At 72.5% G+C, this 25,443-nt stretch carries 23 protein-coding genes; 14 read left to right on the plus strand and 9 right to left on the minus strand.

All coding sequences use genetic code 11. The features are described 5' to 3' along the window. Positions 1-19: 19 nt before the first annotated feature. A complete protein-coding gene (locus ACSSS0_RS19045; RefSeq protein WP_487229222.1) occupies positions 20-1,033 on the plus strand; it encodes a ComEA family DNA-binding protein in 1,014 nt (337 codons plus the stop codon). Continuing rightward, positions 1,030-3,405, plus strand: coding sequence for a ComEC/Rec2 family competence protein (locus ACSSS0_RS19050; RefSeq protein WP_487229223.1), 2,376 nt, complete (start codon positions 1,030-1,032; stop codon positions 3,403-3,405). The genes ACSSS0_RS19045 and ACSSS0_RS19050 overlap by 4 nt, the downstream gene beginning before the upstream one ends. A gap of 308 nt (positions 3,406-3,713) precedes the next feature. Here ACSSS0_RS19050 and ACSSS0_RS19055 read toward each other — a convergent pair whose 3' ends face one another. Further along, positions 3,714-4,484 carry a phosphotransferase family protein gene (locus ACSSS0_RS19055; protein WP_487229224.1) on the minus strand — a complete coding sequence of 257 codons (771 nt, stop codon included), beginning with the start codon at positions 4,482-4,484 and terminating at the stop codon, positions 3,714-3,716. Between the two features lie 594 nt (positions 4,485-5,078). On the opposite strand from ACSSS0_RS19055, the gene ACSSS0_RS19060 reads away from it, so the two are divergent. Both ACSSS0_RS19060 and ACSSS0_RS19065 read left to right on the plus strand, forming a co-directional pair. Beyond that, positions 5,079-7,139 carry a hypothetical protein gene (locus ACSSS0_RS19060; protein ID WP_487229225.1) on the plus strand — a complete coding sequence of 687 codons (2,061 nt, stop codon included), beginning with the start codon at positions 5,079-5,081 and terminating at the stop codon, positions 7,137-7,139. A gap of 147 nt (positions 7,140-7,286) precedes the next feature. After that, positions 7,287-7,508, plus strand: coding sequence for a hypothetical protein (locus ACSSS0_RS19065; RefSeq protein WP_487229226.1), 222 nt, complete (start codon positions 7,287-7,289; stop codon positions 7,506-7,508). A gap of 35 nt (positions 7,509-7,543) precedes the next feature. On the opposite strand, the gene ACSSS0_RS19070 is transcribed toward ACSSS0_RS19065, so the two are convergent. From ACSSS0_RS19070 to ACSSS0_RS19090, 5 genes are all read right to left on the minus strand, one after another. After that, positions 7,544-8,098, minus strand: coding sequence for a cupin domain-containing protein (locus tag ACSSS0_RS19070; protein ID WP_487229227.1), 555 nt, complete (start codon positions 8,096-8,098; stop codon positions 7,544-7,546). 64 nt (positions 8,099-8,162) lie between these two features. After that, the gene (locus ACSSS0_RS19075) at positions 8,163-9,038 is read right to left on the minus strand and encodes a DUF1295 domain-containing protein (protein ID WP_487229228.1); all 876 of its coding nucleotides are present in this window, start codon (positions 9,036-9,038) and stop codon (positions 8,163-8,165) included. Between the two features lie 5 nt (positions 9,039-9,043). Continuing rightward, positions 9,044-10,369, minus strand: a complete 1,326-nt coding sequence (locus ACSSS0_RS19080; protein ID WP_487229229.1) for a class I SAM-dependent methyltransferase — start codon at positions 10,367-10,369, stop codon at positions 9,044-9,046. 79 nt (positions 10,370-10,448) lie between these two features. Then, the gene (locus tag ACSSS0_RS19085; protein WP_487229230.1) at positions 10,449-11,972 is read right to left on the minus strand and encodes a gamma-glutamyltransferase; all 1,524 of its coding nucleotides are present in this window, start codon (positions 11,970-11,972) and stop codon (positions 10,449-10,451) included. A gap of 65 nt (positions 11,973-12,037) precedes the next feature. Continuing rightward, a complete protein-coding gene (locus tag ACSSS0_RS19090; RefSeq protein ID WP_487229231.1) occupies positions 12,038-12,985 on the minus strand; it encodes a LysR family transcriptional regulator in 948 nt (315 codons plus the stop codon). 84 nt (positions 12,986-13,069) lie between these two features. Between ACSSS0_RS19090 and ACSSS0_RS19095 the strand changes: the two genes are divergently transcribed. Beyond that, the gene (locus ACSSS0_RS19095; protein WP_487229232.1) at positions 13,070-14,032 is read left to right on the plus strand and encodes a Sir2 family NAD-dependent protein deacetylase; all 963 of its coding nucleotides are present in this window, start codon (positions 13,070-13,072) and stop codon (positions 14,030-14,032) included. After that, positions 14,016-15,059, plus strand: coding sequence for a phosphotransferase (locus ACSSS0_RS19100; protein WP_487229233.1), 1,044 nt, complete (start codon positions 14,016-14,018; stop codon positions 15,057-15,059). The genes ACSSS0_RS19095 and ACSSS0_RS19100 overlap by 17 nt, the downstream gene beginning before the upstream one ends. Positions 15,060-15,062: 3 nt before the next feature. Here the strand turns inward: ACSSS0_RS19100 and ACSSS0_RS19105 are convergent, their stop codons facing one another. Both ACSSS0_RS19105 and lexA read right to left on the minus strand, forming a co-directional pair. Beyond that, a complete protein-coding gene (locus tag ACSSS0_RS19105) occupies positions 15,063-15,998 on the minus strand; it encodes a hypothetical protein (protein ID WP_487229234.1) in 936 nt (311 codons plus the stop codon). Between the two features lie 107 nt (positions 15,999-16,105). Then, positions 16,106-16,831 (minus strand): transcriptional repressor LexA, encoded by a 726-nt coding sequence (gene lexA, locus ACSSS0_RS19110; RefSeq protein ID WP_435986418.1) that lies wholly within the window; start codon positions 16,829-16,831, stop codon positions 16,106-16,108. A 228-nt stretch (positions 16,832-17,059) separates the two neighbouring features. Between lexA and ACSSS0_RS19115 the strand changes: the two genes are divergently transcribed. The 4 genes from ACSSS0_RS19115 (at position 17,060) to ACSSS0_RS19130 (ending at position 20,582) form a co-directional block, all read left to right on the plus strand. Further along, a complete protein-coding gene (locus ACSSS0_RS19115) occupies positions 17,060-17,473 on the plus strand; it encodes a LysM peptidoglycan-binding domain-containing protein (protein WP_435986417.1) in 414 nt (137 codons plus the stop codon). 318 nt (positions 17,474-17,791) lie between these two features. Further along, positions 17,792-18,091, plus strand: a complete 300-nt coding sequence (locus ACSSS0_RS19120) for a hypothetical protein (RefSeq protein ID WP_435986416.1) — start codon at positions 17,792-17,794, stop codon at positions 18,089-18,091. Between the two features lie 50 nt (positions 18,092-18,141). Continuing rightward, the gene (locus ACSSS0_RS19125; protein ID WP_487229235.1) at positions 18,142-19,890 is read left to right on the plus strand and encodes an alpha/beta hydrolase; all 1,749 of its coding nucleotides are present in this window, start codon (positions 18,142-18,144) and stop codon (positions 19,888-19,890) included. After that, positions 19,887-20,582 carry a hypothetical protein gene (locus ACSSS0_RS19130; protein ID WP_487229236.1) on the plus strand — a complete coding sequence of 232 codons (696 nt, stop codon included), beginning with the start codon at positions 19,887-19,889 and terminating at the stop codon, positions 20,580-20,582. Before ACSSS0_RS19125 ends, ACSSS0_RS19130 begins: the two co-directional genes overlap by 4 nt. Here ACSSS0_RS19130 and ACSSS0_RS19135 read toward each other — a convergent pair. Beyond that, positions 20,479-21,756: a sensor histidine kinase gene (locus ACSSS0_RS19135; RefSeq protein ID WP_487229237.1), complete on the minus strand. Its 1,278-nt coding sequence runs from the start codon at positions 21,754-21,756 to the stop codon at positions 20,479-20,481. The two genes, ACSSS0_RS19130 and ACSSS0_RS19135, sit on opposite strands and share 104 nt — an antisense overlap. Before the next feature lie 131 nt (positions 21,757-21,887). On the opposite strand from ACSSS0_RS19135, the gene ACSSS0_RS19140 reads away from it, so the two are divergent. From ACSSS0_RS19140 to nrdR, 4 genes are all read left to right on the plus strand, one after another. Next, the gene (locus ACSSS0_RS19140) at positions 21,888-22,538 is read left to right on the plus strand and encodes an ArsR/SmtB family transcription factor (RefSeq protein ID WP_435986412.1); all 651 of its coding nucleotides are present in this window, start codon (positions 21,888-21,890) and stop codon (positions 22,536-22,538) included. After that, on the plus strand, positions 22,535-23,815 hold the full coding sequence (locus ACSSS0_RS19145; RefSeq protein WP_487229238.1) for an MFS transporter: 1,281 nt from the start codon (positions 22,535-22,537) through the stop codon (positions 23,813-23,815). Before ACSSS0_RS19140 ends, ACSSS0_RS19145 begins: the two co-directional genes overlap by 4 nt. A 111-nt stretch (positions 23,816-23,926) precedes the next feature. After that, entirely contained in the window at positions 23,927-24,355 is a 429-nt protein-coding gene (locus ACSSS0_RS19150) for a Crp/Fnr family transcriptional regulator (RefSeq protein ID WP_435986410.1), read from the plus strand. A 501-nt stretch (positions 24,356-24,856) separates the two neighbouring features. Then, positions 24,857-25,354 carry a transcriptional regulator NrdR gene (nrdR, locus tag ACSSS0_RS19155; protein WP_435986409.1) on the plus strand — a complete coding sequence of 166 codons (498 nt, stop codon included), beginning with the start codon at positions 24,857-24,859 and terminating at the stop codon, positions 25,352-25,354. Positions 25,355-25,443 lie beyond the last annotated feature (89 nt).

Consider the following 25,443-nt stretch of genomic DNA (forward strand, 5'->3'; position numbering starts at 1 on the left):
GGTTTCCTAGCGTCGGGGTATGCCGTTCCGATTCGCCCAGAGACCGCCGGACCTCGAGCGGGTGGCGCGGATCCTCGGGGCCGGCGGGGTGCGGGCGGGGCCGAGCGATGACGCGGCCGGCTTCGTCGTGGCGGAGGAGGAGGCCGGTGGCTGGGTGCCGCGCGCCCCCGGTGCGAGTGAGGCTGGCAGCCCGGTGGCGTCAGCGGTGCGGAGGCTCACCCAACGGGCCACGGACGACGACGAGGTGGAGCGTCTCGACGCCGACCTGCGCCGGGCCCGCCGGCCGGGCGTGCTCACGGTCCCGGACGAGCTGCGCAGTGGGCGGCGTGGGGTGAGCAGCTCCGCCGTCGTCTCGTTGCTCGCCCTCGTCGTGGCCGTGGGCTGCGTCTTCGTGCTGCGCGTGCTGTGGGCCGAACGATCGGCGTCGGCGCCCGACGTCACGCCCGGACCGTCGAGGACGGTCCAGGTCGTGGGTGGGACGGCGGCGGTCGACTCCACGGGTGCGCCGGCGGGTGGGTCACCGGCCGCCCTGACGGGTGCGCCGACGGGTGCGCCGACCTCCGGCGCGGAGCTGGTCGTGCACGTCGTGGGGCAGGTCGTGCGTCCGGGGCTCGTGCGGCTGCGGCAGGGCGCTCGCGTGGCCGACGCCATCACGGCGGCCGGGGGCACCCGCTCGGGGGCGGATCTCGCGGCCCTCAACCTGGCGCGGCTCGTCGTCGACGGGGAGCAGATCCGGGTGCCCAGGCCGGGAGAGCCGCCGGCTGCTGTCGGGAGTGCCGGTGGGTCCGGCGGCGCCGGGACGGTGGGCACGGGCGGGTCCGGCTCGTCCGGGGGCTCGGGCGGTCCCGTGAGCCTCAACGCTGCCGACGCAGCCGCTCTGGACACGCTGCCCGGTGTCGGTCCGGTGCTCGCCCAGCGGATCATCGACTGGCGCACCGAGCACGGCCGCTTCACCTCGGTCGACGAGCTCGGCGAGGTGAGCGGCATCGGCGACAAGCTCATGGCGCAGCTACGCCCGAAGGTGACCTTGTGACGCGGCGGGCACCCGTGCCGCCGAGGGAGCGCGAGCAGGCGCCACGGGGTCCGTCGCTCGTCGTGCTGACCGGTCGGGAGACCGTGCGTCGGGTCCGGCCACGCGCCTCGCGCCGTCTCGACCTGCGGCTGCTCGTGCCGGTGCTGCTCGCCTGGCCCGCCGTGGCCTTCTGGGGACTCCTCGCCCCGACCTGGGTCGTCGCCACGGTCGCCCTGGCCGCCATCGCTGGAGGGGTCCTTGCTGCCACCGCGGCACGGCGCGGGGTCACCGCGTGCCTGCGTTGCGTGCGGCTGCCGCGTCGCGGTGGGGGCGTGCGCGCGAGTGCGGTGGCGTTCGGTCCGCCTGCCCTGCGCGGCGTCGCAGCCGTCTGCGCCGTCCTCTCCCTCCTGCTCGGCGCCGCCGTCGGCCACCGGGCCGTGCGCACCGCCGGTCCGGTCGGGGACCTCGCCGCCGAGCGGGCCATCGTCACGGTCCGGGCCACGGTGGCCGCCGATCCCCGGGCGGTCCGCAGCGGGACCGGGGCGGGGACGGACCGTCCGGACGCCCCGTCCGTGAGCGTCGTGCGACTCGACGTGACCCAGGTCGCGGGCCGGGGCCGGACGACGGCGGTGACGGCTCCCGTGCTCGTCATCGGACGGGGCCCGCAATGGTCGAGGCTCCACTGGCACGACGAGGTCGACGTCGTCCTGCGGCTCGGGCCGGCCGAGCCCGGTGACGACGTCGTCGCGGTCGCGACGCCCAAGGGAGCCGTGCAGGTCGTCGGGGGAGCCGGCGGGGTCTTCCAGGCGGCCGATGTCGTGCGTCAGCGCTTCCGGGCCGCCACCGAGTCCCTCTGGCCCGATGCGCGCGGCCTCGTCCCGGCGCTCGTCGTCGGCGACACCACCCAGACCCCGGCCGACCTCACCGCGGCGATGCTCGGGACGGGCCTCAGCCACCTCAGCGCCGTGTCCGGCAGCAACGTCACGTTCGTGCTCGCCGCGGTGGTCTGGCTCTGCGGACTGGTCGGCGTCCGGCGCCGCTGGCGCCCGCCGGCGGCTGCGCTCGGCCTGCTCGGCTTCGTCATCCTGGCGCGGCCCGAGCCCAGCGTCGTGCGCGCCGCCGTCATGGGTCTCGTCGGGCTGCTCGCGCTCTCGACGTCACGGCGCCGAGCCGGCATCCCGGCGCTCGCGGGGGCGATCGTCGTGCTGCTCGTCTGGGACCCGTGGCTGTCCCGCTCCTACGGCTTCGCCCTGTCGAGCATCGCCACGCTCGGTCTGCTCGTCCTGGCCCGCCCGTGGGGGCGTGTCTTCGCGCGAAGACTCCCCGGCCCGCTCAAGCCGTTGGGACCCGTCCTCGCGATCCCGGTGGCGGCACAGGTGGTCTGCGCACCGGTCGTCGTGCCGCTGCAGGGGAGCGTCTCGGTCGTCGCCGTGCTCGCCAACCTCCTCGCAGCGCCTTTCGTCGCGCCGACGACCGTCGTGGGAGTCATCGTCGCGCTCGTCTCGGTCGTCTGGGTCACGGGTGCGGGCTGGCTCGCGTGGGTGGCGGCCCTGCCTGCCCAGGCCATCGCGGCCGTGGCCCGGTCGTGCGCCGACCTGCCCTTCGGTGCCATCGCCTGGGGTGACTCCGCCGGCGCGGCGATCCTGCTCGCGCTCCTCACGGTCGGCGTCGTCGTAGCGGCGCCCTGGGCGTGGCTCCGCACCCGACACCGACCCACGGTCGCGGTCGCGGTGGTCGTGCTCACCGCGGGCTTCGCAGCGCCGACCGCCCCGATCGCGTGGCCCCCACCCGGCTGGGCCCTCATCGCCTGCGACGTCGGGCAGGGCGACGGGCTCGTGGTCGACAACGGCGGCGGGCACGTCGTGGTCGTCGACGCCGGCCCCGACCCCGAGCCGATGCGGGCGTGCCTCGACCGCATCGGCGCGACGGCCGTCGACCTCGTCGTGCTGACCCACTACCACGCCGACCACGTCGGCGGACTGGCCGCGGTGCTCGAGCGACCGGTCGCCGAGATCCGGGCCTCGCCCGTCCTCGACCCGCCAGCCGAGGCAGCCCGCGTCGCCCGGCTGGCCGCGGCCCGTCGCATCCCTCTGGGCGAGCTGCGGGCGGGGGAGCGCCTCACAGTCGGCGCGGTCAGCGCGGACGTCTGGTGGCCCGCCCGGCGCATCGACGCGGGCTCCGTGCCCAACAACGGCTCGGTCGTGATGACGATGCACGTCCACGGGCTGACCGTGCTGCTCGCGGGTGACATCGAGCGCGAGGCCGCCGGGCAGGTGCTCCACGAGTCGCAGCTCGACCCGCAGCGCTGGGGCCGCGTCGACGTACCGAAGGTGTGTATGGGAGACATCGGACCGCGGCAGAAGCCGAGCCTAGATCGACAGGGGAAACCATGACAGCCAGCGAGCGCCACCAGCCGCACGACACGACCCGTGAAGACGCTGAGCTCATACGCGAGCGCCTCGAGCAGGCCGTGTCGACGACCGCTGTCGTCCCGACGGGACCGACTTTGCGCCTGCGTTTGGTTCGCGGCTGCCGAAGCGCTCTCTCCAGACGACCGGAGGGCGCCCACCGGTAGGTCCCAGGGCCGGGACGTTCGACAACTTCCTGTCATGCCGATGTCAGGGCGTTCCGGTTCGCCGCCTGGAGGATGATTACGTGGGGGCCGTAAGCGCGGCGAGTGGGACGGGCTCTCACCCGACGGTCAGGCTGAGTAGAGCTGGGCCAGCATGCGATGGCCCACCCGCTCGAAGTCCTGGTCTCCAACGCCGAACGCCCAGACGGCTGTCCCCACTGCCTCGGCGACCATCGCTCGGCGCCAGTCCTGTGGCTCGCGTGGATCCTCGCCGTAGCCGGTCATGAAAGCGGTCTCTAACTCCGGGTTCCGCGCGAAGTCCTGTCGCGCGAGACGCACGAAATCCTCACTCGGAGGCCGGAGGTCCGCACGCCCAAAGTCGATGATCCGGACCAGTCCGCCGTCAACGAGCCAGTTCCTCGGCTGCCAGTCACCGTGCGTTGGGACTACCCAGGCGCCCTCGTCGGGCCAGTGAGACAACTCCTCGCGGACGTCGCTCACGACCTCAGGGTCGATCCGGTGTGGCATCGAGAGGTGCCGCTGGACGCGGGCGCCCAAGTTGCGGTTCCACGCGCGGTCGAACGTCGCCGTCTGCGCGTGGTAGCGCGCCAGCAGCGAACCGGCCTGACGGTATGTGTCGGGGTCGTCCTGCGCGGCTGTGCCCTCGACGAGCTCGCCCGGCAGATAGCCGGTCACAAGTACCTTGGCTGCCTCATCGCCGAAGAGGATCTGCGGGGCGCGACCGGTGCTGACCCACGGCTGCAGCCACTCGCGGTGGGCTCGGAGCTCACGGACGATGTGTCCATCACTGGGGCCGCCCGCCTTGAGGATCAGCGGGCCCTCTGCGCTCGTCAGTTTCAGGACTCTCGTCTCGACCAAGCCCCAGCTGAGGTCGGCCACCACCCGCGCATCTGGGACCCAGCGGGTTAGGAGCGCCACCTGGTCGGGCCGCAGCCTGCTCGTTTCAAGAGACACGGCGAACCAGTCTAGGTGCGTCGAGCCCAGCGGATTCGCACATCTTGAACCGGCCGGCGAGGACATGCGCATCTGCCGCGCTGAGGGCATCAGCTCCATTCACCTTCAGGTCAGCCTCATGCGTCGTTGATGCTTCCCGATCGTCGTACCGAAAGTGTGTAGAGGAGACATCAGACAGTTTGAGTGCCGGGCCTATACCGACAGGGAACCATGACCGGGAGCGAGCGCCTCGGCCGCAGGACACGACCCGTGAAGATGCTGAGCTCATACACGAGCGCCTGGAGCAGGCTGTGTCGACGACCCCTGGCGTATCGACAGGTCTGGCCGTGTGTGGGTTTGGGTCGCGGATGCCGAGCGCTCTCACCGGGTGACGGGCGACGGGTATCGATAACTGACTTCTGGCCGGGACGTTCGGCAAGCCCGTCAAGCGTATGACCGGGCATTTTAGATGGGACCTGCCACGAGGGCACCCGTCCGTCCCCGCCCCGCGGGCCACCTCCGGCTGCGACGATGTCCGACATGAACAAGTGGTGGCGGCGCGCGGTGCTCATCCTGTGCGTCGCTCTCGTGCTAATAGCCGCGGTGGTCGTCGTGCTGTGGATTCGGCAAGGTACCGCGCCCGTGACCGCGGCGGACCTTGCGCAGGTGAACGGGACATTCTGGGCGATCGGTGCTGCGGTGGTGGCGCTCATCGTCTGGTTCGTTTCACGGTGGCAGAACATCACCAGCGCGGAGATCGCGACCGCGACTCTGGACCAGGTCGAGGCCGCCGCGGACCTTCTCGCCGAGCGAACCCTCCAAACCTGGGCGCAGCAGGCCACCGCGCGGGGCATCGTGACCCCCGCCCCTGCCCGTGTGCGCTGGCGGTGGGCGACCTCGGACCTCGGCGCGTCCCGGGATGAGGTGAACCGGTCCCCCGCACTCGCCGTCGACCCCGCACCGATACGCGAACTGGGCGGCGAGGTGCTTGCCTCCGGTGTGGTGGCCCGCTTGCACGACGAGGTATACACCCGGCTGCGGCACGGCCGGCTCGTGCTTATCGGGGGCGCGGGCACGGGAAAGACCGGCGCGATGCTCCTGCTCTTGCTCGCCGCCCTGCGCCACCGCAGCGGTTCCCCCCGCGAGCATCGTGCTCAGGTGCCCGTGCCGGTCTGGCTAACCCTTGGATCATGGGACCCCGATCAGCAAGGACTGCAGGACTGGGTCATTCGCTCTCTGCAACGGGACCACCCTTACCTGAGGGCCGCCAACTTCGGCCCGGATGCGCCCGCTCGGTTGTTCAACACGGCCAGGATCGCGCTGTTTCTCGACGGCCTTGACGAGATGCCGGAAGCCCAGCGCCCACGCGCCGCGCAGCGACTGCGGGAGGAGTCCGCCGGCTTGCGCGTGGTGCTCACAAGCCGACCTGATGAGTACCGCGCCATCTTGCATGCCGGTGAGCAGGTACCCAACACCGCCGTCCTCGAGATGCGGCCCGTCGGGGTCGGCGCCTCCGCCCAATACCTGCTTGCGGACCGCACCCCCACCGACGCCGGCCGCTGGACCAAGCTCACCGCCCACCTCACTACCCATCCGGAGGGCGTCCTCGCCGATGCCTTGAGCACCCCCTTGGCCCTGTCTTTGGCCCGGGCCGCCTATCAGCACCCCGACACCGACCCCGGCCTGCTCCTTCATCAAGACCTCGACACCCCGCGGGCCGTGCGGGGACACCTGATTGACCATGCCTTCACGAACGCCTACCCCGACCGGCAGGAGCGCGACCACGCCCGATACTGGCTCGGCTCGCTCGCCCACCACATGAACACCCGCCCCGGGGGACCCACGCGCGACCTTCCCTGGTGGCACATCCCGTCCTACTTCCCGCGCCGCCGCCGGCCCTTTGCCCGGACGGCGCCAGAAGTGCTCGAACCCAAAGTGTTTGCGCCGCGACGGCTGTCGCGACAGGAAGTCGCGGAGGTGTTCCGATGGACGCTTCCGACCATGCTCGTGACTGGGCTCGCGAGTGGACTTGCGGTCGGGCTCGCGCGCAAGATTACAGGCGGGCCTGTGGACGGGCCTTTGGCAGGCCTCGTCGTCGGGCTGTTGATCGGGCTCATGTCCTTCGGCCTTGCTCTCTTCGAAATCTGGGCGGGGCCGACGTCTGCAGCAACGGACATGTCGCCGCGGCGTACTCATCGGGCGGACAGGCGCTACTCGCTCACTGCGGCCGTCGCGGTCGGGCTGGTGGTCGGGCTCGGGACTTGCCTCGCCATGGGGCTCGTTTTCGGGCGCTCGGGCTATCTCCAGCTCGGACTCGTGGGCGGACTCGCGACCGGGATCGTGGCCGGGACATGCGGCATGCTCTGGATCGGCTCTGAGAGCCCGGCGGTCATCCTGTCAGTCGCCGAACTTAGGTTGTGGTTGACCACCCGGCGACAAGTCCGCTTCATGCCCCTGCTTGACCAAGCATTTGACCGGCAGGTCCTGCGGCAGGCAGGGACGGTGTACCAGTTCCGCCACGCCGAACTGCAGGACCGGCTAGCAGCCCACTACGAGTGCCAAAACCCTGATCGCCTATCTTCGACGCTCCCCGTGGAATAGATCTGCCGAGCATGCCTCGACGGTGCTGACGCTCGCCCGTGGGGTTGAGAACGGGACGTCCGACCATGCCCTCCCCGAGCGCATCAGCTCCGTTCGCCGTCAGGTCTGCCTCGTGCTCGTTGATGCCGCCCGTTCCTCGTGCTCAAGGTGGCCCACCACGCGTCGAGCAACCGCGACGACCGCATCCTCGACCACGTCGACGGACGGCTGGCCCTGATCAGCGTCGGCGCCGGCAACGACTACGGCCACCCGGCGCCCGCGACGATGAAGGCCCTGCAGGAGCGGGGGTTCGAGGTGCACCGCACCGACCTCGAGGGCGACGTCGCGATCGTCAGCGACGCCGACGGCGTCCGGGCCGTCTCGGGATGACGGCCGTCGCGGGTGACACCCCGCGCCGGGTCCCGTCAGGCGGGGTTCGTCGGTGTCGAGGGGTCGACCGGCGCGTCCTCCGGGCCTGCCGGAGCGCGAGGCACGTCGCCGTCGACATCGTCGGCGACCTCGTCGGCGACCTCGTCGGCGACCTCGGTGGCAGGCCCGGCGAGCTCGAAGTCCGCGAAGTCGAAGCCGGGCGACACGAGACAGCTGACGAGCGCGTCGGCGCCGCCCGGCACGGTGCGCTGCCAGACGTGCGCGGGGACGACCGCCTGGGCCACCTCGCCTGCCGCGAGGTCGAGGCCGAGCACGACCGACTCCACGTCACCGTCGGACGGCGGCTGTGCCCCGGCCCCGCCGAGCTCGAGAACGACCGAGCCGGTGTGGGCGAGCCAGACCTCGTCCGAGGCCACCCGGTGCCACGCCGAGGACTGGCCGGCGGGCAGCAGGAAGTGGATGAGGGTGGCGGTCGCGCGCACGCGACCGTCCGGCAGCGTCACGCTGTCGGGGGAGACCCACGTCTGGCGGAACCAGCCACCCTCGGGGTGGGGCTGCAGGTCGAGGACGTCGGCGAGGGGCGGGCGCATGCCGTCCATCATCCCCGCCCCTCGCACCGTCCGCTCGGCCGTGCTCGGCCGTGCTCGGCCGCGATCAGCCGCGCTTCACCGACGGGTCGGCGGGCTTCGGCGGCCAGGGGAAGAAGCCGCTTGTCCGCCGCACGTAGTCGGCGTAGTCCGGGCGGCGGTCGCCGATGTCCTTCTCGAGCAGCTTCTTGCCGGTGCCGCCGTAGAGGTTCCACACCATGACGGCGGGCGACAGGACCGTCAGCACGCCGGGCCAGGCGCTCGCCGCGACGAGGAAGAGCCCTGTCCAGACGCTCGCGTCGCCGAAGTAGTTCGGGTGCCGGGTGTAGCGCCAGAGGCCAGTGTCGAGCACCGTGCCTTTGTTGGCCGGGTCGTTGCGGAAGCGCGTCAGCTGCAGGTCGCCCACCGACTCGAAGAAGAAGCCGATCACCCAGACGACGACGCCCAGCCACAGCACCCAGCCGATGCCGCCCTCGACGAACATCGCGATCTGGACCGGCAGCGAGACGAACCACATGATGACGCCCTGCGGCAGGTAGATGTGCAGCAGCGCGTACGTGCTCGGGTTGCCGTCGGCGCGCTTCAACATCGCCTCGTAGCGCGGGTCCTCGCCCTTGCCGCGCGACCGGCTGAAGATGTGGGCCGCGAGACGAAGTCCCCAGAGCGCGGTGAGCACGAGCGCGAGCCAGCGGCGGAGCGCGTCGCCATGACCGCCGCTCGTCACGAAGGCCGTGAGCGCGATCGCCACGAAACCCAGCCCCCAGGTCACGTCGATGACGGCCTGCTTGCCGACGCGCATCGCCACGGCGAAGGTGATGCCGAGGACGACGACGACCGCGAGGGCCGTGAGCAGCAGCGTGCGCCCGAAGGCGCCGCCGTCGAAGCCGGCGGCCTCGGCCGCCGGAGCCACACCGGGGGCGATGGTCGCCCAGACCGAGGTCACGGTGGTCACCCGGCCCGGACGGGCGGCATACCGCTGCGGCCGTCGGCCGTCGGCTTGACGGCGAGGATCTGGTCGACGCCCATGCGACCCTCCTCGAAGGCGAGGGCGCCACCGACGAGGTAGAGGCGCCAGACGCGGCCGACCTCCTCGCCGACCATGGCGACGACGCGGTCCCAGTTGGCTTCGAACGTGTCGTACCAGGCGTTGACGGTCCACACGTAGTGCTCGCGCAGGGCGTGGACGTCGCGCACCTCGAGGCCGGCCTGCTCGATGAGGTCGACGGTCTCGCCGACGGGGCGCATGTGCATGTCGGGGGCGATGAAGGCCTCGATGAAGGGACCGCCGCCCGGACGCGTCGTGCGCGACATCTGCTGGATCAGGGCGCGGCCACCCGGTCGCAGCAGACGGTGGATCTGGCCCGTGAACGTCGGGTAGTTCTTCTCTCCGACGTGCTCGCCCATCTCGATCGAGGAGATGGTGTCGAAGGGGCCGTCCGGCACCTCGCGGTAGTCCTGGAGCCGGATCTCGACGCGGTCCTGGAGGCCACGCTCGCGGATCCGCTCGTCGATGAAGGCCTTCTGCTCGCTCGAGATCGTCACCCCGACGACCTGGGCGCCGAACTTCTCGGCCGCGTGGAGCGACAGCGAGCCCCAGCCGCAGCCGATGTCGAGGTGCCGGCCGCCGGGCTCGATGCCGAGCTTGTGGCACACGAGGTCGAGCTTGTCGCGCTGGGAGTCCTCGACGGTGTAGCCGGGCTCGGTGCTCGTCCAGTAGCCGCAGGAGTAGGCCATGTGCGGGTCGAGGATGAGCGAGTAGAAGTCGTTGGAGAGGTTGTAGTGGTGCTCGATGGCACTGCGGTCGCGGGTCTTGGTGTGCAGCCGACCGCGGAGGCGGGCCTGCGAGACGGGAGGCTCGGGCGGCAGTCCGACGACCCCGAGGTCGAACGCGGTCCGGATGCCGTTCTTCGCGACGGCGGCCACCGTGCCGGCCGAAGGACGCCCACCCGCGAGCGTGCGGGCTGTCGACCAGACGCGCCGGAAGCCGTCGAGCAGGTCACCCTCGACGTCGAGCTCGCCGGTGACGTAGGCCTGCGCGAGACCGAGCTCGCCGGGGTGGCGCACGAGGCGGCGCAGGGCGGCCGGGTCGCGCAGGACGACGGTCGGGGCGTCGGTGGGTCCGGCGACGGTGCCGTCCCACGCCTTGAGGCGCACCGGCAGCTGCCCGCCGAAGAGGGGCTCGACGACGGCCGCCAGCCGGGCGGCGATGCCGTTCGGACGGGAGGACGCCGTGGAGGGGGCGGGAGCGTCGGGGCGGTCGTCGGTCATGGTCATCGGGGTGGCCTCTCGTTGGGGGTCGACTCGAGATGATTCGGTGCCGGCCGCGTCCCGGATGGGACCGCTCGGCAGGTCCTCATGGAGATACCCCGATGGCTGCCTCCCGTCGCGCGTCCCCGGCGGCGACGAGGCCGTCCGGACCGAGCACGGCCGCACCGACGCCACCGAAGTACATGTGGGGTCCGGGGTAGTGGTGGGAGGGCAGGCCGCTCGCCTGCACGGCCGCAGCGATGTCGTCGGAGGGCTCGTGCTCGACCCGGGGGGAGCCGTCCGCCATGAAGCGCACGTGCAGCCGCGGGGCGTCGATCGAGTGCTGGAGGTCGTCGCCGCGGAGCAGGCCCCGCCCGAGCACCTGCATGAGCGCGGTCGTGATCCGGTCGGCGCCGGGCGAGCCGACGGCGAGCGCCCCACCGCTGGCGCTGCGGCCGGTCGTCGGCGCCATGTTGGACGCGAGACGCGTGCCCGGCGCGACGGCGTGGAGCCCGAGCCCGTTGAGCTCAGGCTCGCCGAGCGCGTTGTTGAGCAGGATGCCCGTGCCCGGGATCACCATGCCGGCGCCGTAGCCGGCGGACATCGTGATGCCACAGGCGTTTCCGTGCTCGTCGACGACCGAGACGTGGGCCGTCGAGGCGGATGTCGGCAGGCCCGGCAGGCCGTATCGCTCGACCGCCTCGAGGAGGGCGTGGCCGTCGGCCTCGAGGTCGTGGCTCCGGTCGTGGACCGAGAGGCGGTAGGCGAGCACCCGGCGCTGGATCTCGATGACCTCGCTCCACGTCCAGTGCTCGTGCCGCGCGAGCTCTCCCAGCATGACGGCGAGCATCGGGCCGCCCACGGAGGGCGGCGGGTTGAGGGCGATGCGCCACGACCCGACGGTCCGCATCGTGGGGCTGCGCACGACGGGCGCGTATGCCGTGAGGTCGGCCTGGGTGACGAGCCCGCCGTTCGCGGCCATGTCGTCGACGAGCACATGTCCGACGGCGCCCGTGGTGACGAGCGAGACGCCTTGCGCCGCCAGGAGGTCGAGGATGTCGGCGAGGTCGAGGTTGAGCGAGGTCTCGCCCGGCTCGAGGGGACCCCCGTCGGCCCCCGTCACCAGCGCGTGCGCCTCGGGGTCGTCGCCGAAGAGGCTCTCGCGGACGAGGCCGAGGTAGAGCGCTGCGGCCGCGCCGATCCGGTAGCCCTCGCGGCACGCCCGCGCCGAGGGTTCGACGAGGCGGCGCCACGGGACGACTCCGAAGCGGTCCCGTGCCGCCGAGAGCGCCTGCAGCGCGCCGGAGTTGGCGACGGAGCCGTGGCCCGCCCCGATCGCCACGCCGCCGCCGTAGTCGGTGCGCACCTCTCGCACGCCGTGCCCGAACGCCGACGCGTCGAGGCCGCGCCCGGGCATCTCGACGTTGCCGTCGATGACGACCGGTTCGGCGCCGGCGAGCCAGACGTTGACGAAGGCGCCGCCCATGAGGCTGACGACGCCCGGTTCGGTGCTCATGGCGGCCACCGATGCGGCGACGGCCACGTCGACGGCGTTCCCACCCTCGGCGGCCACCTCGAGACCGGCGTCGAGCGCGGAGGCGTTGGGAGCGGCGAGGGCGACCCTGGTCATGAGGCCACCGTATGCCGGGTCGTGGCCGGGCGCGTGGTGGTGCTGGTTGCCGGAGTGGTCGGCCCTCAGGCCTTGGCGCCGACGAGCTCGGCGGTGGAGACGAGCGGGTCGGCCCCGGCCGCCTCGCAGAGCGCGTCGAGCGCAGCGGCGACGGCGGGGACGCGCTGCAGGTCGGGCGTGGTCACGGCGAGGATCTGCCGGCGCGACGCGGGGGAGAGGGGAAGGGTCGCGACCTCGTCGTGCTTGGCCGCGTTGAGGATGAGGTCGGGCACGAGGGCCACGCCGAGCCCGGCCGTGACGAGCCCGAGCTGGGCGACGTAGTCCTCGGTCTCGAAGGCGACGTTGGGGCGGAAGCCGGCGGTGTCGGCGAGCGACAGGAGGTGGCCGCGACAGCGGGGGCAGCCGGCGATCCACTCCTCGTCCGAGAAGTCGGCGAGGGAGGCGGCCGCGTCGTCGGCGTGCGGGTGCGTGCCGGGGACGACGAGACGCACCTCGTCGTCCATGAGCCGGCGCGTCACGAGGAGCGAGAGGTCCTCCTCGAGCTCGCCGAGGTCGCCTCCCTCGTAGGCGAAGGCGACCGCGACGTCGCAGTCGCCGTTGCGCAGGGCCGCGAGCGACTCGGGCGGCTCGGCCTCGGTGAAGGTGACGGTGATGTCGGGGTGGCGGGCCTTGAGGATCGCGAGCGTGCGAGGCACGAGGGTCGCCGACGAGCTGGGGAAGGCCTGGAGGCGGACGCGTCCCGCGCGCAGGCCGGCGATCGCGGTGATCTCCTCCTCGGCCGCGTCGAGGGCGGCGAGGACGCCGACGGCGTGGCGCGCGAGCACCTGACCGGCCTCGGTGAGGCGGACCTGGCGGCCGTAGCGCTCGACGAGGACGGTCCCGGTGCGCTGCTCGAGGCGCCGGACCATCTGCGAGATGGCCGGTTGCGTGAAGCCCAGCGCGTTGGCGGCGCTCGTGAAGCTTCCCTCGTCGGCAATCGCCTTCATGACCCGCAGGCCGGCAGCATCGATCATGCCCTGATCATAACCGATGATTATGGAATCATGCGGGATCCGGTCGGCAGGCAATGGTCCCCGAGAGGCACGTAGGCTGACCGGGTGCAGCAGCCGGACCGCATACCCGCGCAGACGACGGCCGCGGCGGTCACCACGGCGACCACCCGGCTGTCCACGTCGCGCACTCTTCCCCTCCGGACGCACGACCTCGGCAGCTTCGACGACCTCGTCGACCTCGTCAGCGGCGGAGGGGTCGTCGTGCTCTCCGGCGCGGGGCTCTCGACCGACTCCGGCATCCCCGACTACCGCGGACCCGACGGGACACGTCGCGTCGAGCCGATGACGTACGGCGAGTTCGCCGGGTCGAGCGACGCCCGTCGACGCTACTGGGCCCGCAGCTACATCGGCTGGCAACGGTTCAACGCCGCCGCTCCCAACGAGGGCCACCGCGTCGTCACCGACCTCCAGCGCGCGGGCTACGTCGGGCCGATCATCACCCAGAACGTCGACGGCCTGCACCAGGCGTCGGGCGCCACCGACGTCATCGAGCTGCACGGGTCGCTCGAGCGCGCGGTCTGCCTCACGTGCGGTGAGTACACCTCCCGAATCGGCTTGCACGAGAGGATGACCGAGGCCAACCCCGGTTTCATGGACCGCTTCGCCGAGGCGGCGCACGCGGTGGGCTCGCAGTGGGGGGAGCAGGTGCGTCCCGACGGAGACATCGTGCTCGCCGACGCGCTCGTCGAGTCCTTCCACGCCCCGCGCTGCCTCGTCTGCGGCCACGACACCGTCAAGCCCGACGTCGTCTTCTTCGGCGAGTCGGTGCCCAAGGCGGTGGTGGAGCACTGCTTCTCGCTCGTCGAGGGTGCCGGCGCCGTCCTCGTCCTCGGGTCGTCGCTGTCGGTCATGAGCGGCTACCGCTTCGTCCGTCGCGCGCACCAGCGCGACGTGCCCGTCGCGATCGTCACCCGCTCGGCGACGCGCGGCGACGCCGAGGCCACCCTGCGCCTCCACGCGCCTCTCGGCACGACCCTGACGGAGCTGCGTGATGCTCTCGGGCACTGAGCTTCCTTGGTATGCCGCCCTCCCGGAGTCCGGGCCCGGGCCGTCCGTCCGCTGGACCTCGGCCGCGTTCGAGGGCGAGCTGCGCGACTGGGTCGGTGGGGTCCTGGGCGGTCTCGGCGCCGACCTCGTGTCGCTCGAGGCGGTGCACCAGCGTCCGTGGTCGACGGTGTGGCGCGCGGTCGCGTCGAACGGCGCCACCTACTGGGCCAAGCAGAACTGCGACCACCAGTCGTTCGAGGCGGCGCTGCTCGTCGTGCTCGACCGGCTCTCGCCCCGCCGGGTCGTCCCGGTCGTCGCGGTCGACCTCGAGCGGGCTCTGCACCTCGTCCCCGACCAGGGTCCCGTCCTCGCCGAGACGGTCGACGACGATGACGTCGATGCCTGGTGCCGAGTCGCCGCAGAGGCGATGCGCCTCCAACGTGACCTCGTCGGCCACGGGTCAGACCTCGTCGCTGCGGGCGTCACGAGCTTGTGCCCGGCCGAGGCGGCGGCGTACGTCGAGGCGCGGGTCGCGTCCCTGACGGGGCTGCCCACGGACGACCCGCGCCGCATGTCCGGCGACGTCGCGCACCGATTGCGCGCCCTGCTCCCCGCGGTCACGGCGTGGGCCGAGGACGTCCAGGCACTCGGCCTGCCCGAGAGCCTCGTGCACAACGACCTCCACGCCAGCAACGTCTTCGCGACGGCGGACGGGATGCGCTTCTTCGACTTCGGCGACGCCCTGCTCGCGCACCCGCTCTCGGCGCTCTTCGTCCCGCTCAACGTGCTGCTCCACCGCTTCGAGACCACCCCCGACGATCCCCGGCTGCGGCGGGTGGGGGACGCCGCGCTCGAGGTCTGGGGCGACGTCGTCCCGGCCGGTGAGCTGCGGGCGGCGCTGCCGTCCGCGCTGCGGCTCGGTCGGCTCGGCCGGGCCGAGTCGTGGCTACGGGTCACCGCGACGCTGACGCCGGCCGAGGCCGTCGAGCACGGCGATGCAGGCACCTGGTGGCTCGGTGCCCTGGGCGACGAACCGCCTTTGTCCTGAGGGCTACTCGGCCACCGACCGGGCCGACCGCGCTTCGGCGCCGTCGGCCTCGCGCAAGTCCCAGAGCTCCTTGGTCTGCACGCCCCAGTACGCCGCGAAGAGCACGATGATGATGACCTCGGCGATGAGGACGAGGTGGTCGAAGCCGCTCACCGTCAGGGCCGTCAGCACCGTCACCCCGAGGGCGACGGCCAGGGCGACCGCGATGGCGATGTAGATGCGCTTGTAGGCGGTCCCGCTCGCCCCCGCGGCCCCGGCTGCGCCCCGGTGCCGCTCCTCGGCCCTCAGCGCGCTGAGGACCATCACGGCGATGACCCCGGCCACCATGGTGCCCGCGGCGACGCCGTGGCTCAGCGCGATGAAGCGGTCGCGCAGCACGAGGAAGAGGGTCAGCTCACCGAGCAGGACCGCACCGCACACGACGGAGACGACCACCGAGCGCACCGTGGGCCGCTCGGACGGGTCGCGCGTCATCGCGCCCCGCTTGAGCCAGGCGGCCACCAGGGCCGCGAGCACGGCGACGATGACGAGCGACCAGATGTTGTTGCGCACGGCCGCGGCGATCTCGGCCGGGGTCTGGGTGTACGCGTTCGGCCCGCACCGTCCGTCCGGCACCGTCGGCACCATGGCGACAACGAAGGCCATGAAGCCCGAGAAGTTGAGCAGCACGTCCTCCTCGGGCGAGTGGCCCTTGTAGGCGATGAGGCTGGCCCCGAGCGCGCAGAGCGAGCCGACGAAGACGGTCCGCGCCGGCGTGTAGTAGTACGCGCTGATCGAGCCGAGCCAGCACGAGTGGTCGGTCTCCCACCACCACTGGTAGCCGACCGAGAGCAGCAGCATGAGCAGCAGCGCGATCATCGCGCCGCGCAGGTAGCGGTAGGTGAGGACGACGTCGCGGGTGCGGCCAGGTGCCATGGCGGTCTCCTTCGCAGGGCTCACGGGTCAGAGTCTGTCGCCGCCTCACCCGATACGCCTCCCGGGACGCGACGATGCCGTCGGCGCGGAGGGCGCCGACGGCATCGTCGTCGGTGGGGGAGCGGGCGCTGTCAGAGCCGGCGCAGGACCGCCGTCACCTTGCCGAGGATCGTCGCGTGGTCGCCGTCGATGGGCGAGAAGTCGGGGTTGTGCGGCATGAGCCACACGTGCCCGTCGGTGCGCTTGAACGTCTTGACCGTGGCCTCGTTGTCGAGCATCGCGGCCACGACGTCGCCGTTCTCGGCGTGCTGCTGCTGGCGCACGACGACCCAGTCACCGTCGCAGATCGCGGCCTCGACCATCGAGTCGCCGTTGACCTTGAGGAGGAAGAGGTCGCCCTCGCCGACGAGCTGCTTGGGCAGCGGGAAGACGTCCTCGACGACCTCCTCGGCCGTGATCGGCACACCGGCCGCGATCTGGCCGAGCACCGGCACGTACGACGCCTCGGGGCGGGCATCGCCCGAGTCGGTCTCCGTGTCGTAGTGGTCGCCGCGCGGACGCGGCGCGGTGGCGTCGCCCCCGCGGTAGCCGAGCTCCTCGGCCTTCGCGTCGGGCGAGACGACCTCGAGGGCCCGCGGCCGGTTCGGGTCGCGGCGCAGGTAGCCCTTGGCGACGAGGGCGTTGAGCTGGTGCGAGACGCTCGAGGGGCTGGCGAGGCCGACGGCGTCGCCGATCTCGCGCATGCTCGGCGGGTAGCCGCGCCGGTCGACGGAGTTGCGGATGACCTCGAGCACCCGCCGCTGGCGGACGGTGAGACCGTCGCCGGTCTCGCGATCGGGAAGCTCGGTCACGCCCATGGTGTCCCCTTCGTCGGCTCGTCAGACCGCGTCGTGACGCTGGGTGTGGGGCCAGTGTCAGTGGTGGCTGGTGAGGTCTGTGGTGTGAGGAAAGACTACGCAGTTCGAACACAGTTGCCAAACACCTGTTCGATGCGTGTCTCGACTTCGTCGAACATCCGTGCTACAACTCGTACAGACGTTCTATCGAACATGTGTTCGCCAGTTCAGGAGCAAGGGGAGGTCACCATGAGCGCCATCGTCCTCGAGGCCGTTCGTCAGCCGCACACCGAGGAGCCCGCGCGGTCGCAGTCGACCGGCCGGCCTCGCCTCGTCCTCGTCCCCACCGGGCCCGAGGCCGCGCGTGCGGCCCGTGCCGCGAGGCCGCCGATGCGCCTGACGCGTTTCGGCCGCCTCGTCGTCACGCTCCTCGTCGCGGGCGTCGTCTCCGTCCTCGGTGTCGGCCTGGCGGGCCAGCTCGCGTCGGCCACGGGCGAGCCACGCACGATCACGGTCCAGTCCGGCCAGACCCTGTCGGGCATCGCCGCCCGCGAGCTTCCCGAGCTGACCACGGCCGAGGGCGTCGTCGAGCTCCAGATCGCCAACGCCCTCAGCACCACAGCGATCCACAGCGGCCAGCAGCTCGTCGTCCCGGGTCGCTGACCCGTCCAGCCCGTCCAGGGCCCGTCCCGTGTCGTATGCCGTGTGCTCGGCTGCGCCGGTCCCGGCCCTCCTGATCCGCCGCGTTGGCTCCACCTTCAGCGGCTGGCGGTAGCGGCGCTTCGACCCCGCCGTTCCTGCCCCGGACGCCGCACCCCTGACCGGGGGTGCGGCGTCCTGCTGTCCCCACCCCTGGCCGTGGCGCCGTCCTTGTGGCGCAAGGTCGCCCGCGCGACCGGGCTCGACCGCGGTCCCGTGGATGACGGGCTCCCGCCGTCCCGGGCCCGGCCTAGCGTTGCTGCCTCGGGAAGGGAGCAGGGGATGCGCTACGACGTGGACACCGACGCGCTGCGCGACGACGCCACCTCGATCGGTGAGGTGCTGGCGCGGGTGCAACGGCTGGAGATCGCCGCCGAGCTGCGGCCGTTGGGCGCGGCGGTGCCCGGGGGTCGTGTCGCCTCGGGCCTCGGTCAGGTGGCGGCGGCCTGGGAGGCGCGGCTGGCCGGGATGCGCTGGGAGCTGCGCGAGCTGGGTCGCTGCCTCGCCGCCGCGGCCGACACCTATGACGCGGTCGAGCAGGCGGCGCGTCTGGCCGTGCGGTCGCCCGGTGGCGCCCGATGAGCCCGGGGAGCCCGGGGAGCCCGGGCGGGACCGGTTCGAGCGCGTCGCTGATGATGACGGTCGGTGACCTGCGCGCCTGCCGGCCGCAGTCCCTGGTCGAGCTGAGTCGGCGTCTCGAGGAGCGCCGGTGCCGGGTGCTCGGTCTGGCCGAGCTCGTGCTCTGGCGTCGCTCGGCTGCTCCCCGGTGGTCCGGTGCCGCCTCGTCGGCAGCAGTCGACCGCTACGGTCTCGTCGTCGCCGGGCTCGGGAGGCTCGCGGGGAGCATCGCCGCGACGGGTCACGCCGTCGGGCACGCCGCGTCACGCCTCCAGTCCGCGCTCGACCTCGTCGGTCGCGCCGACCGGCGGGCCGCCGACGAGGGTGCCTGGGTCGACGGTGAGGGTCGCCTCTTCCTGCCGGTGCGCGCCTCGCTCGGAGACCCTGCGGGCGAGGCGCACCGGGCCCGGCTCGACGAGCTGCTGAGGGTGGAGGTGCACGCCTGCCTGACGCAGGCCCGACGATCGGCGTTCGAGACCGACGACGAGCTGTGGCGGGCACTGCTGACCGCGGCTCGTGGCTCTACCGCGCCGCCGGGGACCGCTGCCCATGTGCTCCCGGCGCCGCTGCCACCCCCACCGGCGGAGCAGTCGGCGGCCGGTGGACCCGGCGGCGAGGTGTTCGCCTCCGCCGCCTGGTGGCGGTCCCTGACCGACGAGGAGCGGCGCCGCGTCGTCCGCGATCGTCCGGAGTGGGTGGGTCCCCGCGACGGGGTGCCCGCCGCCGCTCGCCACGAGGCCAACCTCACCCTGCTGGCCCGAGCGGAGCAGGCAGCCCGGGCCCGTGCTCGTGAGGCGCAGGCTCGGGCGTCCGTGAGCAATGCCGCCGAGCGCACCCGCTCGGCCGAGCACGTCGCGGCCCTGCAGGCGGTGCGCGACGTGCTGTCACGGCGCGACGGCGGACAGCGGCGCCTGCTCCTCGTCGACGCGACCGGGCCCGACGTCAAGGCGGTCGTCGCGGTCGGCGACGTCGACCGGGCCGAGCACGTCGTCACCTTCGTCGGTGGGCTCTCGACCATGGTCGGCGCCGACCTGCGTCGTTACGACGAGACCTTCGTGCGGATGCGCTCGGAGGCCCGCGAGGTGGCGCGCGGCGAGGACGTCGCGGTCGTGACGTGGATGGGCTACGACGCGCCGCAGGTCCACGAGATCGTCACCTCCGTCGACCGGAACGTCCTCAGCGCCAAGCTCGCCCGCGACAACGCCGGTGCCTTGTCCGACTTCGTCACCGGCGTCGAGGCGGCTCGGGAACGACCGGCCCACCAGACGTTCTGGGCCCACTCCTACGGCGGGACCCTGGCCGGCTACGCCGCGCTGCGCACGAGCGCTGTCGACGACGTCGCGGTCTTCGGTGTGCCGGGTCTGCCGTTCAGCGACGTCGCCCGCACGGCTCTCAAGCCCGGGTCCCTCAACGTCCTCGGCGCGGTGGGAGACGACGTCTTCAGCTACGGCTGGCTGGTGCACGGCACGTCGGCGGCTGACGTCTCCGGCGCGACCCGGCTCTCGACCTTCGCCCTGAAGCTGTCCGGGACGGGGTGCAACCACTGGCTCCACTCGCGATCCGACTTCGTCGACACGGGCCGCACGTCGGGAGGCCACTCCGACTACCTCCGGGCCGGCACCGACAGTGCGCGCAACCTCGTCGCCGTCGCGGCGGGTCGTCCCGACCTGCGGGTGCTCCAGGGCGCCGACGAACGAGCGTGCACGACGACCGGCCCGAGTCTGGGGACCGACCCGATGCGCTGGCCGAGGCTCGTCCCGTGAGGACCGTCGCCGACGGCCCGACCCGCGACCTCGAGGCGCTGGCTGTCGCGATCCGCCGAGATCGCCTCGTCCTCTGGGCGTGCGGGTGGCTCGTCGCGCTCCAGACGCTGCCCTACGTCGCGGTGGGCTGGGTCATCGACGGCGGGACCGCTGCCGGAGACGGGGCCCTGTACGCGCTCTCGCCCCGCGCACTGCTGGGCGTCGTCGGCTTCGGGGTCGTCCTCGCCGTCGCACTGTCCCGGCCGGGGTTGCGGCCACGGGTCGACTCTGGAGCGGCCGCCGGCGGCGGCACAGCCGGTCCGCTCCTGGCGTCGGGCGGGACGGGGGCGGCCCGGACGACGAGGTCGGTGCTGACGCGACTGCGGTGGGCGGGTCTCGCGTCCATCGGTGGCGCCGCGGCCCACGCGGGGGCCGTACTGCTCGACGACGCCGCACGCTCGGGGGCGTTCGCCGTGGGCGAGGCCCTCGACGACGGATCCGCGGTCTGGGCCTACGTCGCCACGGTCCTGCACGTGCTCCTCATGGACGTGCGGGCCCCCTTGGCCGCCGTCGTCGCGCTCGTCGTGCTCACCCGGGCGCGCCGTCCGGTCAGTCCGCGCGGGTGCCGTCCGGCTGGTCCTGACCGTCCCGGCCCGGCAGCTCCGCCGGGAGCTCGAACCACACGTCGGTCCCAGGGCCGTCCACCGAGCTGATCCCGATCGACCCGCCGTGGGCCTCGATGATGCGCTTGACCGTGGCCAGGCCGATGCCGCTGCCGTCGACGGAGGTCTCGACCCGGTTGAAGAGACCGAAGACGCGGTCACGGTCGGCAGCCGAGATGCCGATCCCGTTGTCACGCACCGAGACACGCCATGAACCGTCGACCCGCGTCGACGAGATCTCGACGAGGGGAGCGACACCGGGCCGGGCGTACTTCACGGCGTTGGACACGAGGTTGAGCAGCACCGAGTAGAGCTGCTGCCCGTCCGCGGGCAGCGTCGGGAGGGCGCCGGCCGTGACGGTGGCCGACCGGGCGCTGAGCGTCGGGGCGAGGTCCTCGAGCACCGAGGAGAGGACGCCGTCGAGATCGGTGTCGCTGCGGTGCAGCTCGGCCCCGACCCTGGCGTGGGCGAGGATCTGCTCGATCATGCCGGCCATGCGTGTCGCGGAACGGAAGGCCGTGGCGACGAGACGCTCGGACCACTCGTCCGCAGCGACCGCGGGCTGCTGGCCCAGCATCTCGGTGCTCGCCATGATCGCGGTGAGCGGGGTGCGCAGGTCGTGGCTCACCTGTCCGGCAAAGACCGAGAGGGCCTCGTTGGAACGGTGGAGCTCGTCCCTCGTCTCGGTGAGTGCGGCGAGCGAGTCCTCGAGCTCCCGGGTGCGCAGGCGCAGCTCGAGGACGTCGACGACGCGCTCGGCGATGGCGACGAGGGCCTCCTCCTGCGACTCGTCGAGCTCACGGGGTTGGGAGTCGAAGACGCAGAGGCGACCGATGATGACGCCGTCCGGTGTGGTCAGTGGTGCTGACGCGTAGAAGCGGACGGTGCCGAGGATGCCTGTCACGAAAGGGTTCTCGCGGAACCTGGCGTCGAGGCTGGCGTCCGGGACGACGACCCGGTCGGTGTGCTCGAGCACGGCGGCGCACATCGAGTCCTCGCGGGCACAGATCGAGGCGGCGAAGCCGGTGGTGGCGATCTGCTGCTGGTGCGTCGCAGTGATGAGGTTGATCGCCGCCCGGGGGACGGCGCACACCTGTGCCGCGATGTCGACCAGGGCCTGCAGCTCGCGCTCGGGCGCGTTGCCGAGCACGTCGTAGCCCGCCAACGCGTCCTCGCGTCGCTGGGCGGGGTCGAGGACGTCTGGTGATGATGTCCGGTTTGTCACGATAGGCAGACTCTGTCATGGAGGCGCTCGAGGGCAAGAACCCACCCCGCCATGTCTCGTGGTCGGCGACGCCCACCCAGTTATACAAGAAGTCTTGTGCAACGTGGCCGCGGACCCTGAGGGTGGGTCGCATGCCACGTCGCACCGCCTCCGAACGCCACACCGCCACTCGTCCGTCTGACGGCGACGAGCTCGGCAGCGAGAGGGGCAACGCCCTGCTCGACGTGCTCACGGCCTTCCACCACCCGACGCGCCGATGGCTGTGCGAGCTGCTGGCCGTCGAGGGCCCGGCGACCGTCGGGCGGCTGGCACAGCGCACGGGCCTCGCGGCCGGTTCGGTGAGCCACCACCTCGGGACGCTGCACCGCTACGGCTTCGTCGAACCGGCGCCGGAGCTGGCCCGGGACACCCGGGAGAGCTGGTGGCGCAGTCGTCCTCGGCAGCTCTCGTGGGACGCCACGGACTACGGCGAGGGGACCGTGGCGCGACGGATCGCCGGGGCGGCGGAGGCCGAGAACTTCCGCCACCACGTGCGGGCGGTCCAGCGGTGGCTGGCCGAGGGCGAGTCCGCCCCGCCCGACGTGCGGCACGCGTCGGTCGCGTCCGACACGCTCGTCACCGCCACGGTCGACCAGATGGGCGAGCTGAGTCGCCGGCTCACCGACCTCGTCGTCGAGTGGAGCGAGGAGTGCCGTGCCGACGCGCAGGCGCGCCCGGACGCCGAGCGCCTCCCGGTCCGCGTCGCAGCGCGCGTCTTCCCGAGCGGGCCGGTGAAGCCGTGAGCGACCGCACCGACGCCACGACCACCCTCACCGCGCGCGCGGCCGCGGACCCGCAGCCGGCCGAGCCGACCCTCCTCGGCGCCGCACCTCCGCCCGTCACCCGCGACCGGATGGTGCAGACCTGGGTGGGCTCGATGGCGCTCTCGTGGTTCGGCGACGCCGTGTGGACGGTGGCGCTGGCCTGGACCGCGGTGCACACGCTGTCCCCGGCGATGGCCGGCGTCGTCCTCGGGGCCGAGACGCTGCCGCAGGCCGTGTTCGTCCTCCTCGGCGGGGTCATCGCCGACCGGTGGGACACCCGTCGCATCCTCGTGACGGGCCGGCTCGCCCAGGCGGTGGTGCTGCTCGGCGGCGCAGCCGCGTGGGCCGCCGGAGTCAAGGGCGCACCGCTCCTCGTCACGATGGGTGTCCTGCTCGGCACCGCCACGGGGCTCACCCTGCCGGCGGGGGCCACGCTCGCCCGCCAGCTCGTGCGGCCCGCCGACCTCGCGACCGTGAGTGGCTGGAACCAGATCGGGGGACGCGTCGCGCGCCTGCTGGGCGCCCCGGCCGGGGGCGTGGCCGTGGCCGCGTTCGGCCCCGCCGGGGCCATGCTCGCGAATGCCGTCACCTTCCTCGCGGTCGCCGCCGTCCTCGCGGTCGTGGTGCGTCCACGCTTCCGGATGCCTCGGGTGCCCCTCTCGTCGTGGACGGCCAGCCTGAGGGACGGGGCGGCATACCTGCGTCGGGACGAGTCGGCCCGGCTTCTCGTGCTCGGGCTCGCGGCCCTCAACGTCTTCGTCTCGCCGGTCATCGCCCTCGGGATCGCCCTGCGTGTCAGCGGCTCGGGGTGGGGCCCGGCCTGGCTCGGCGCCGCCGAGGCCGCGTTCGCGGTCGGCGCGATCTCGGGGAGCGTCCTCGGGATCCGGTGGCGCGTGGCCCGCCCGGCCCGCGCCGGCTTCGCCGTCCTCGTCGGGCAGGGCGTGTGCATCGCGGGGACCGGCGTCGGCTCGCGCGCCGTCCTGCTGGTGTCGATGCTCCTCGTCGGCGTCGCGGCCGGCGCGGCGTCGGTCTGGCTGTCCGGCACCTACCAGCGCACCATCGCGCCGAGCCACCTCGGACGCGTCTCGTCGGTCTCGAGCCTCGGCGACATGGCGCTGGTGCCGCTCGCGATCCCGGCCTTCGGTGCGCTCGCGGCCGCCACCTCCGTCCTCACGGCCGCCAGTGTCTACGGTGCCGCCATGTCGGTGCTCTGCCTGTGGTTCGCGACGCGGCCGGGCATCGCGCGGCTACGCTGACCGACCCCTGAGCCTCCACGGATCTTCGTCGAATGCGGACCCCACGCGTGCCCCGGAGGGCTACCGTCGAAGGGCTGGCCCGTGTGGCGGGCCCGGGTGTGGGAGGCAAGCATGAGCCTGAAGGACTCTCTGTGCGCGGTCGAGCTCTTCTGCGAGCTGCCGGACGACCTCGTCGAGGAGGTGATCGCCCGCGGCTCCACCGTCAAGGTCAGCCCCGGTGTGCCGATGGTCAAGCAGGGCGACCGCGACGCCGGCATGGTGATGCTGCTCGACGGCTCGGCCGACGTCGACGTCGACGGTCGTGCCGTTGGCTCGCTGGCGAAGGGCGACTACTTCGGGGAGATGTCCCTCATCGACGGGTCGGGGCGCACGGCCACCGTCACGAGCGGGCCCGAGGGCCTCACCGCCTTCCGGCTGTCGCCGGCCGCGTTCACCGACCTCATCGACCAGCACCCGCACACCGCCGTGCTGCTTCTCAAGGGCCTCGTGTCCCGCGTTCGCCAGCTCGAGGCACAGGTCGGCGAGGACGCAGCCCGCTGACGCGCCCGCGGCGCGGGTCGCGCCCGCGCCCGGTCCGCCGGGCCGGGTGGGACTTCCGGGCGCGCAGGGGTCGCTGACCGCGATCGCGGCGGGACGGCATACGCTCGTGGACCCGCAGATGGGGGAGTGGAGGGCATGGTCCACCCCTAGATGTTGGGGGTCGACGTCTCGCGACGCGCCGGGAGGGCTGGGACTGGAGTGACGTTTGTGCAGGTCAGGGGCGCGACGCGCCGGACCGCGCTGACGTGCTTGCGATCGGGGTCACACCATGCCTACAGTTACCCCTACATCTAGTAGTTACACAGATGTAAGACATCCACATGTAGTCCCCAGGCAAGCGGGGGTTACGCACAGGTCATCCCCACGTCATCCCCAGATCCGTCCCCAAGGCCCGACCGGTCCCACGAACACCGGGCGGGTGCGGGCCGGGCTCGAGGCGGCATACGGGAGGGCCTGGAACCGTTGAACGACTGGGTCTCGGGGAAGGGAAGGTGACCAGACGTGCACTGTCCGTTCTGTCGCCACACCGACTCGCGGGTCATCGACTCACGCACGACCGACGACGGCGCCTGCATCAGGCGTCGGCGCCAGTGCCCCGAGTGCAACCGCCGCTTCACGACGCTCGAGACCTCGAGCCTCAACGTGATCAAGCGGTCGGGGGCCTCCGAGCCGTTCAGTCGGGCCAAGGTCCTCTCCGGCGTGCGCAAGTCATGCCAGGGGCGGCCCGTCAGCGAGGACGACCTGGCCCTTCTCGCCCAGAAGGTCGAGGAGACGATCCGGTCGCAGGGAAACGCCGAGATCGAGGCGCACGAGGTCGGCATGGCCGTCCTCGAACCGCTCCGCGAGCTCGACGAGGTCGCGTACCTCAGGTTCGCCAGCGTCTACCAGGCGTGGGAGAGCCTCGAGGACTTCGAGGGAGCCATCGCGCTCCTCCGAGCCGAGCACGACGCGCTGGGGGAGGAGCCCACCGCTCCGTCCCGGCTCGACGTCCAGCGGTAACCACCCTCCACAGCACGTCCGGGGCCCCGCACTGTCGGTGGCCCACGCAACACTTAAACCAGCAGCAGATTCGGTCAGGGAGGCCGCAC

The organism is Terrabacter sp. R4-6, from assembly GCF_057529065.1.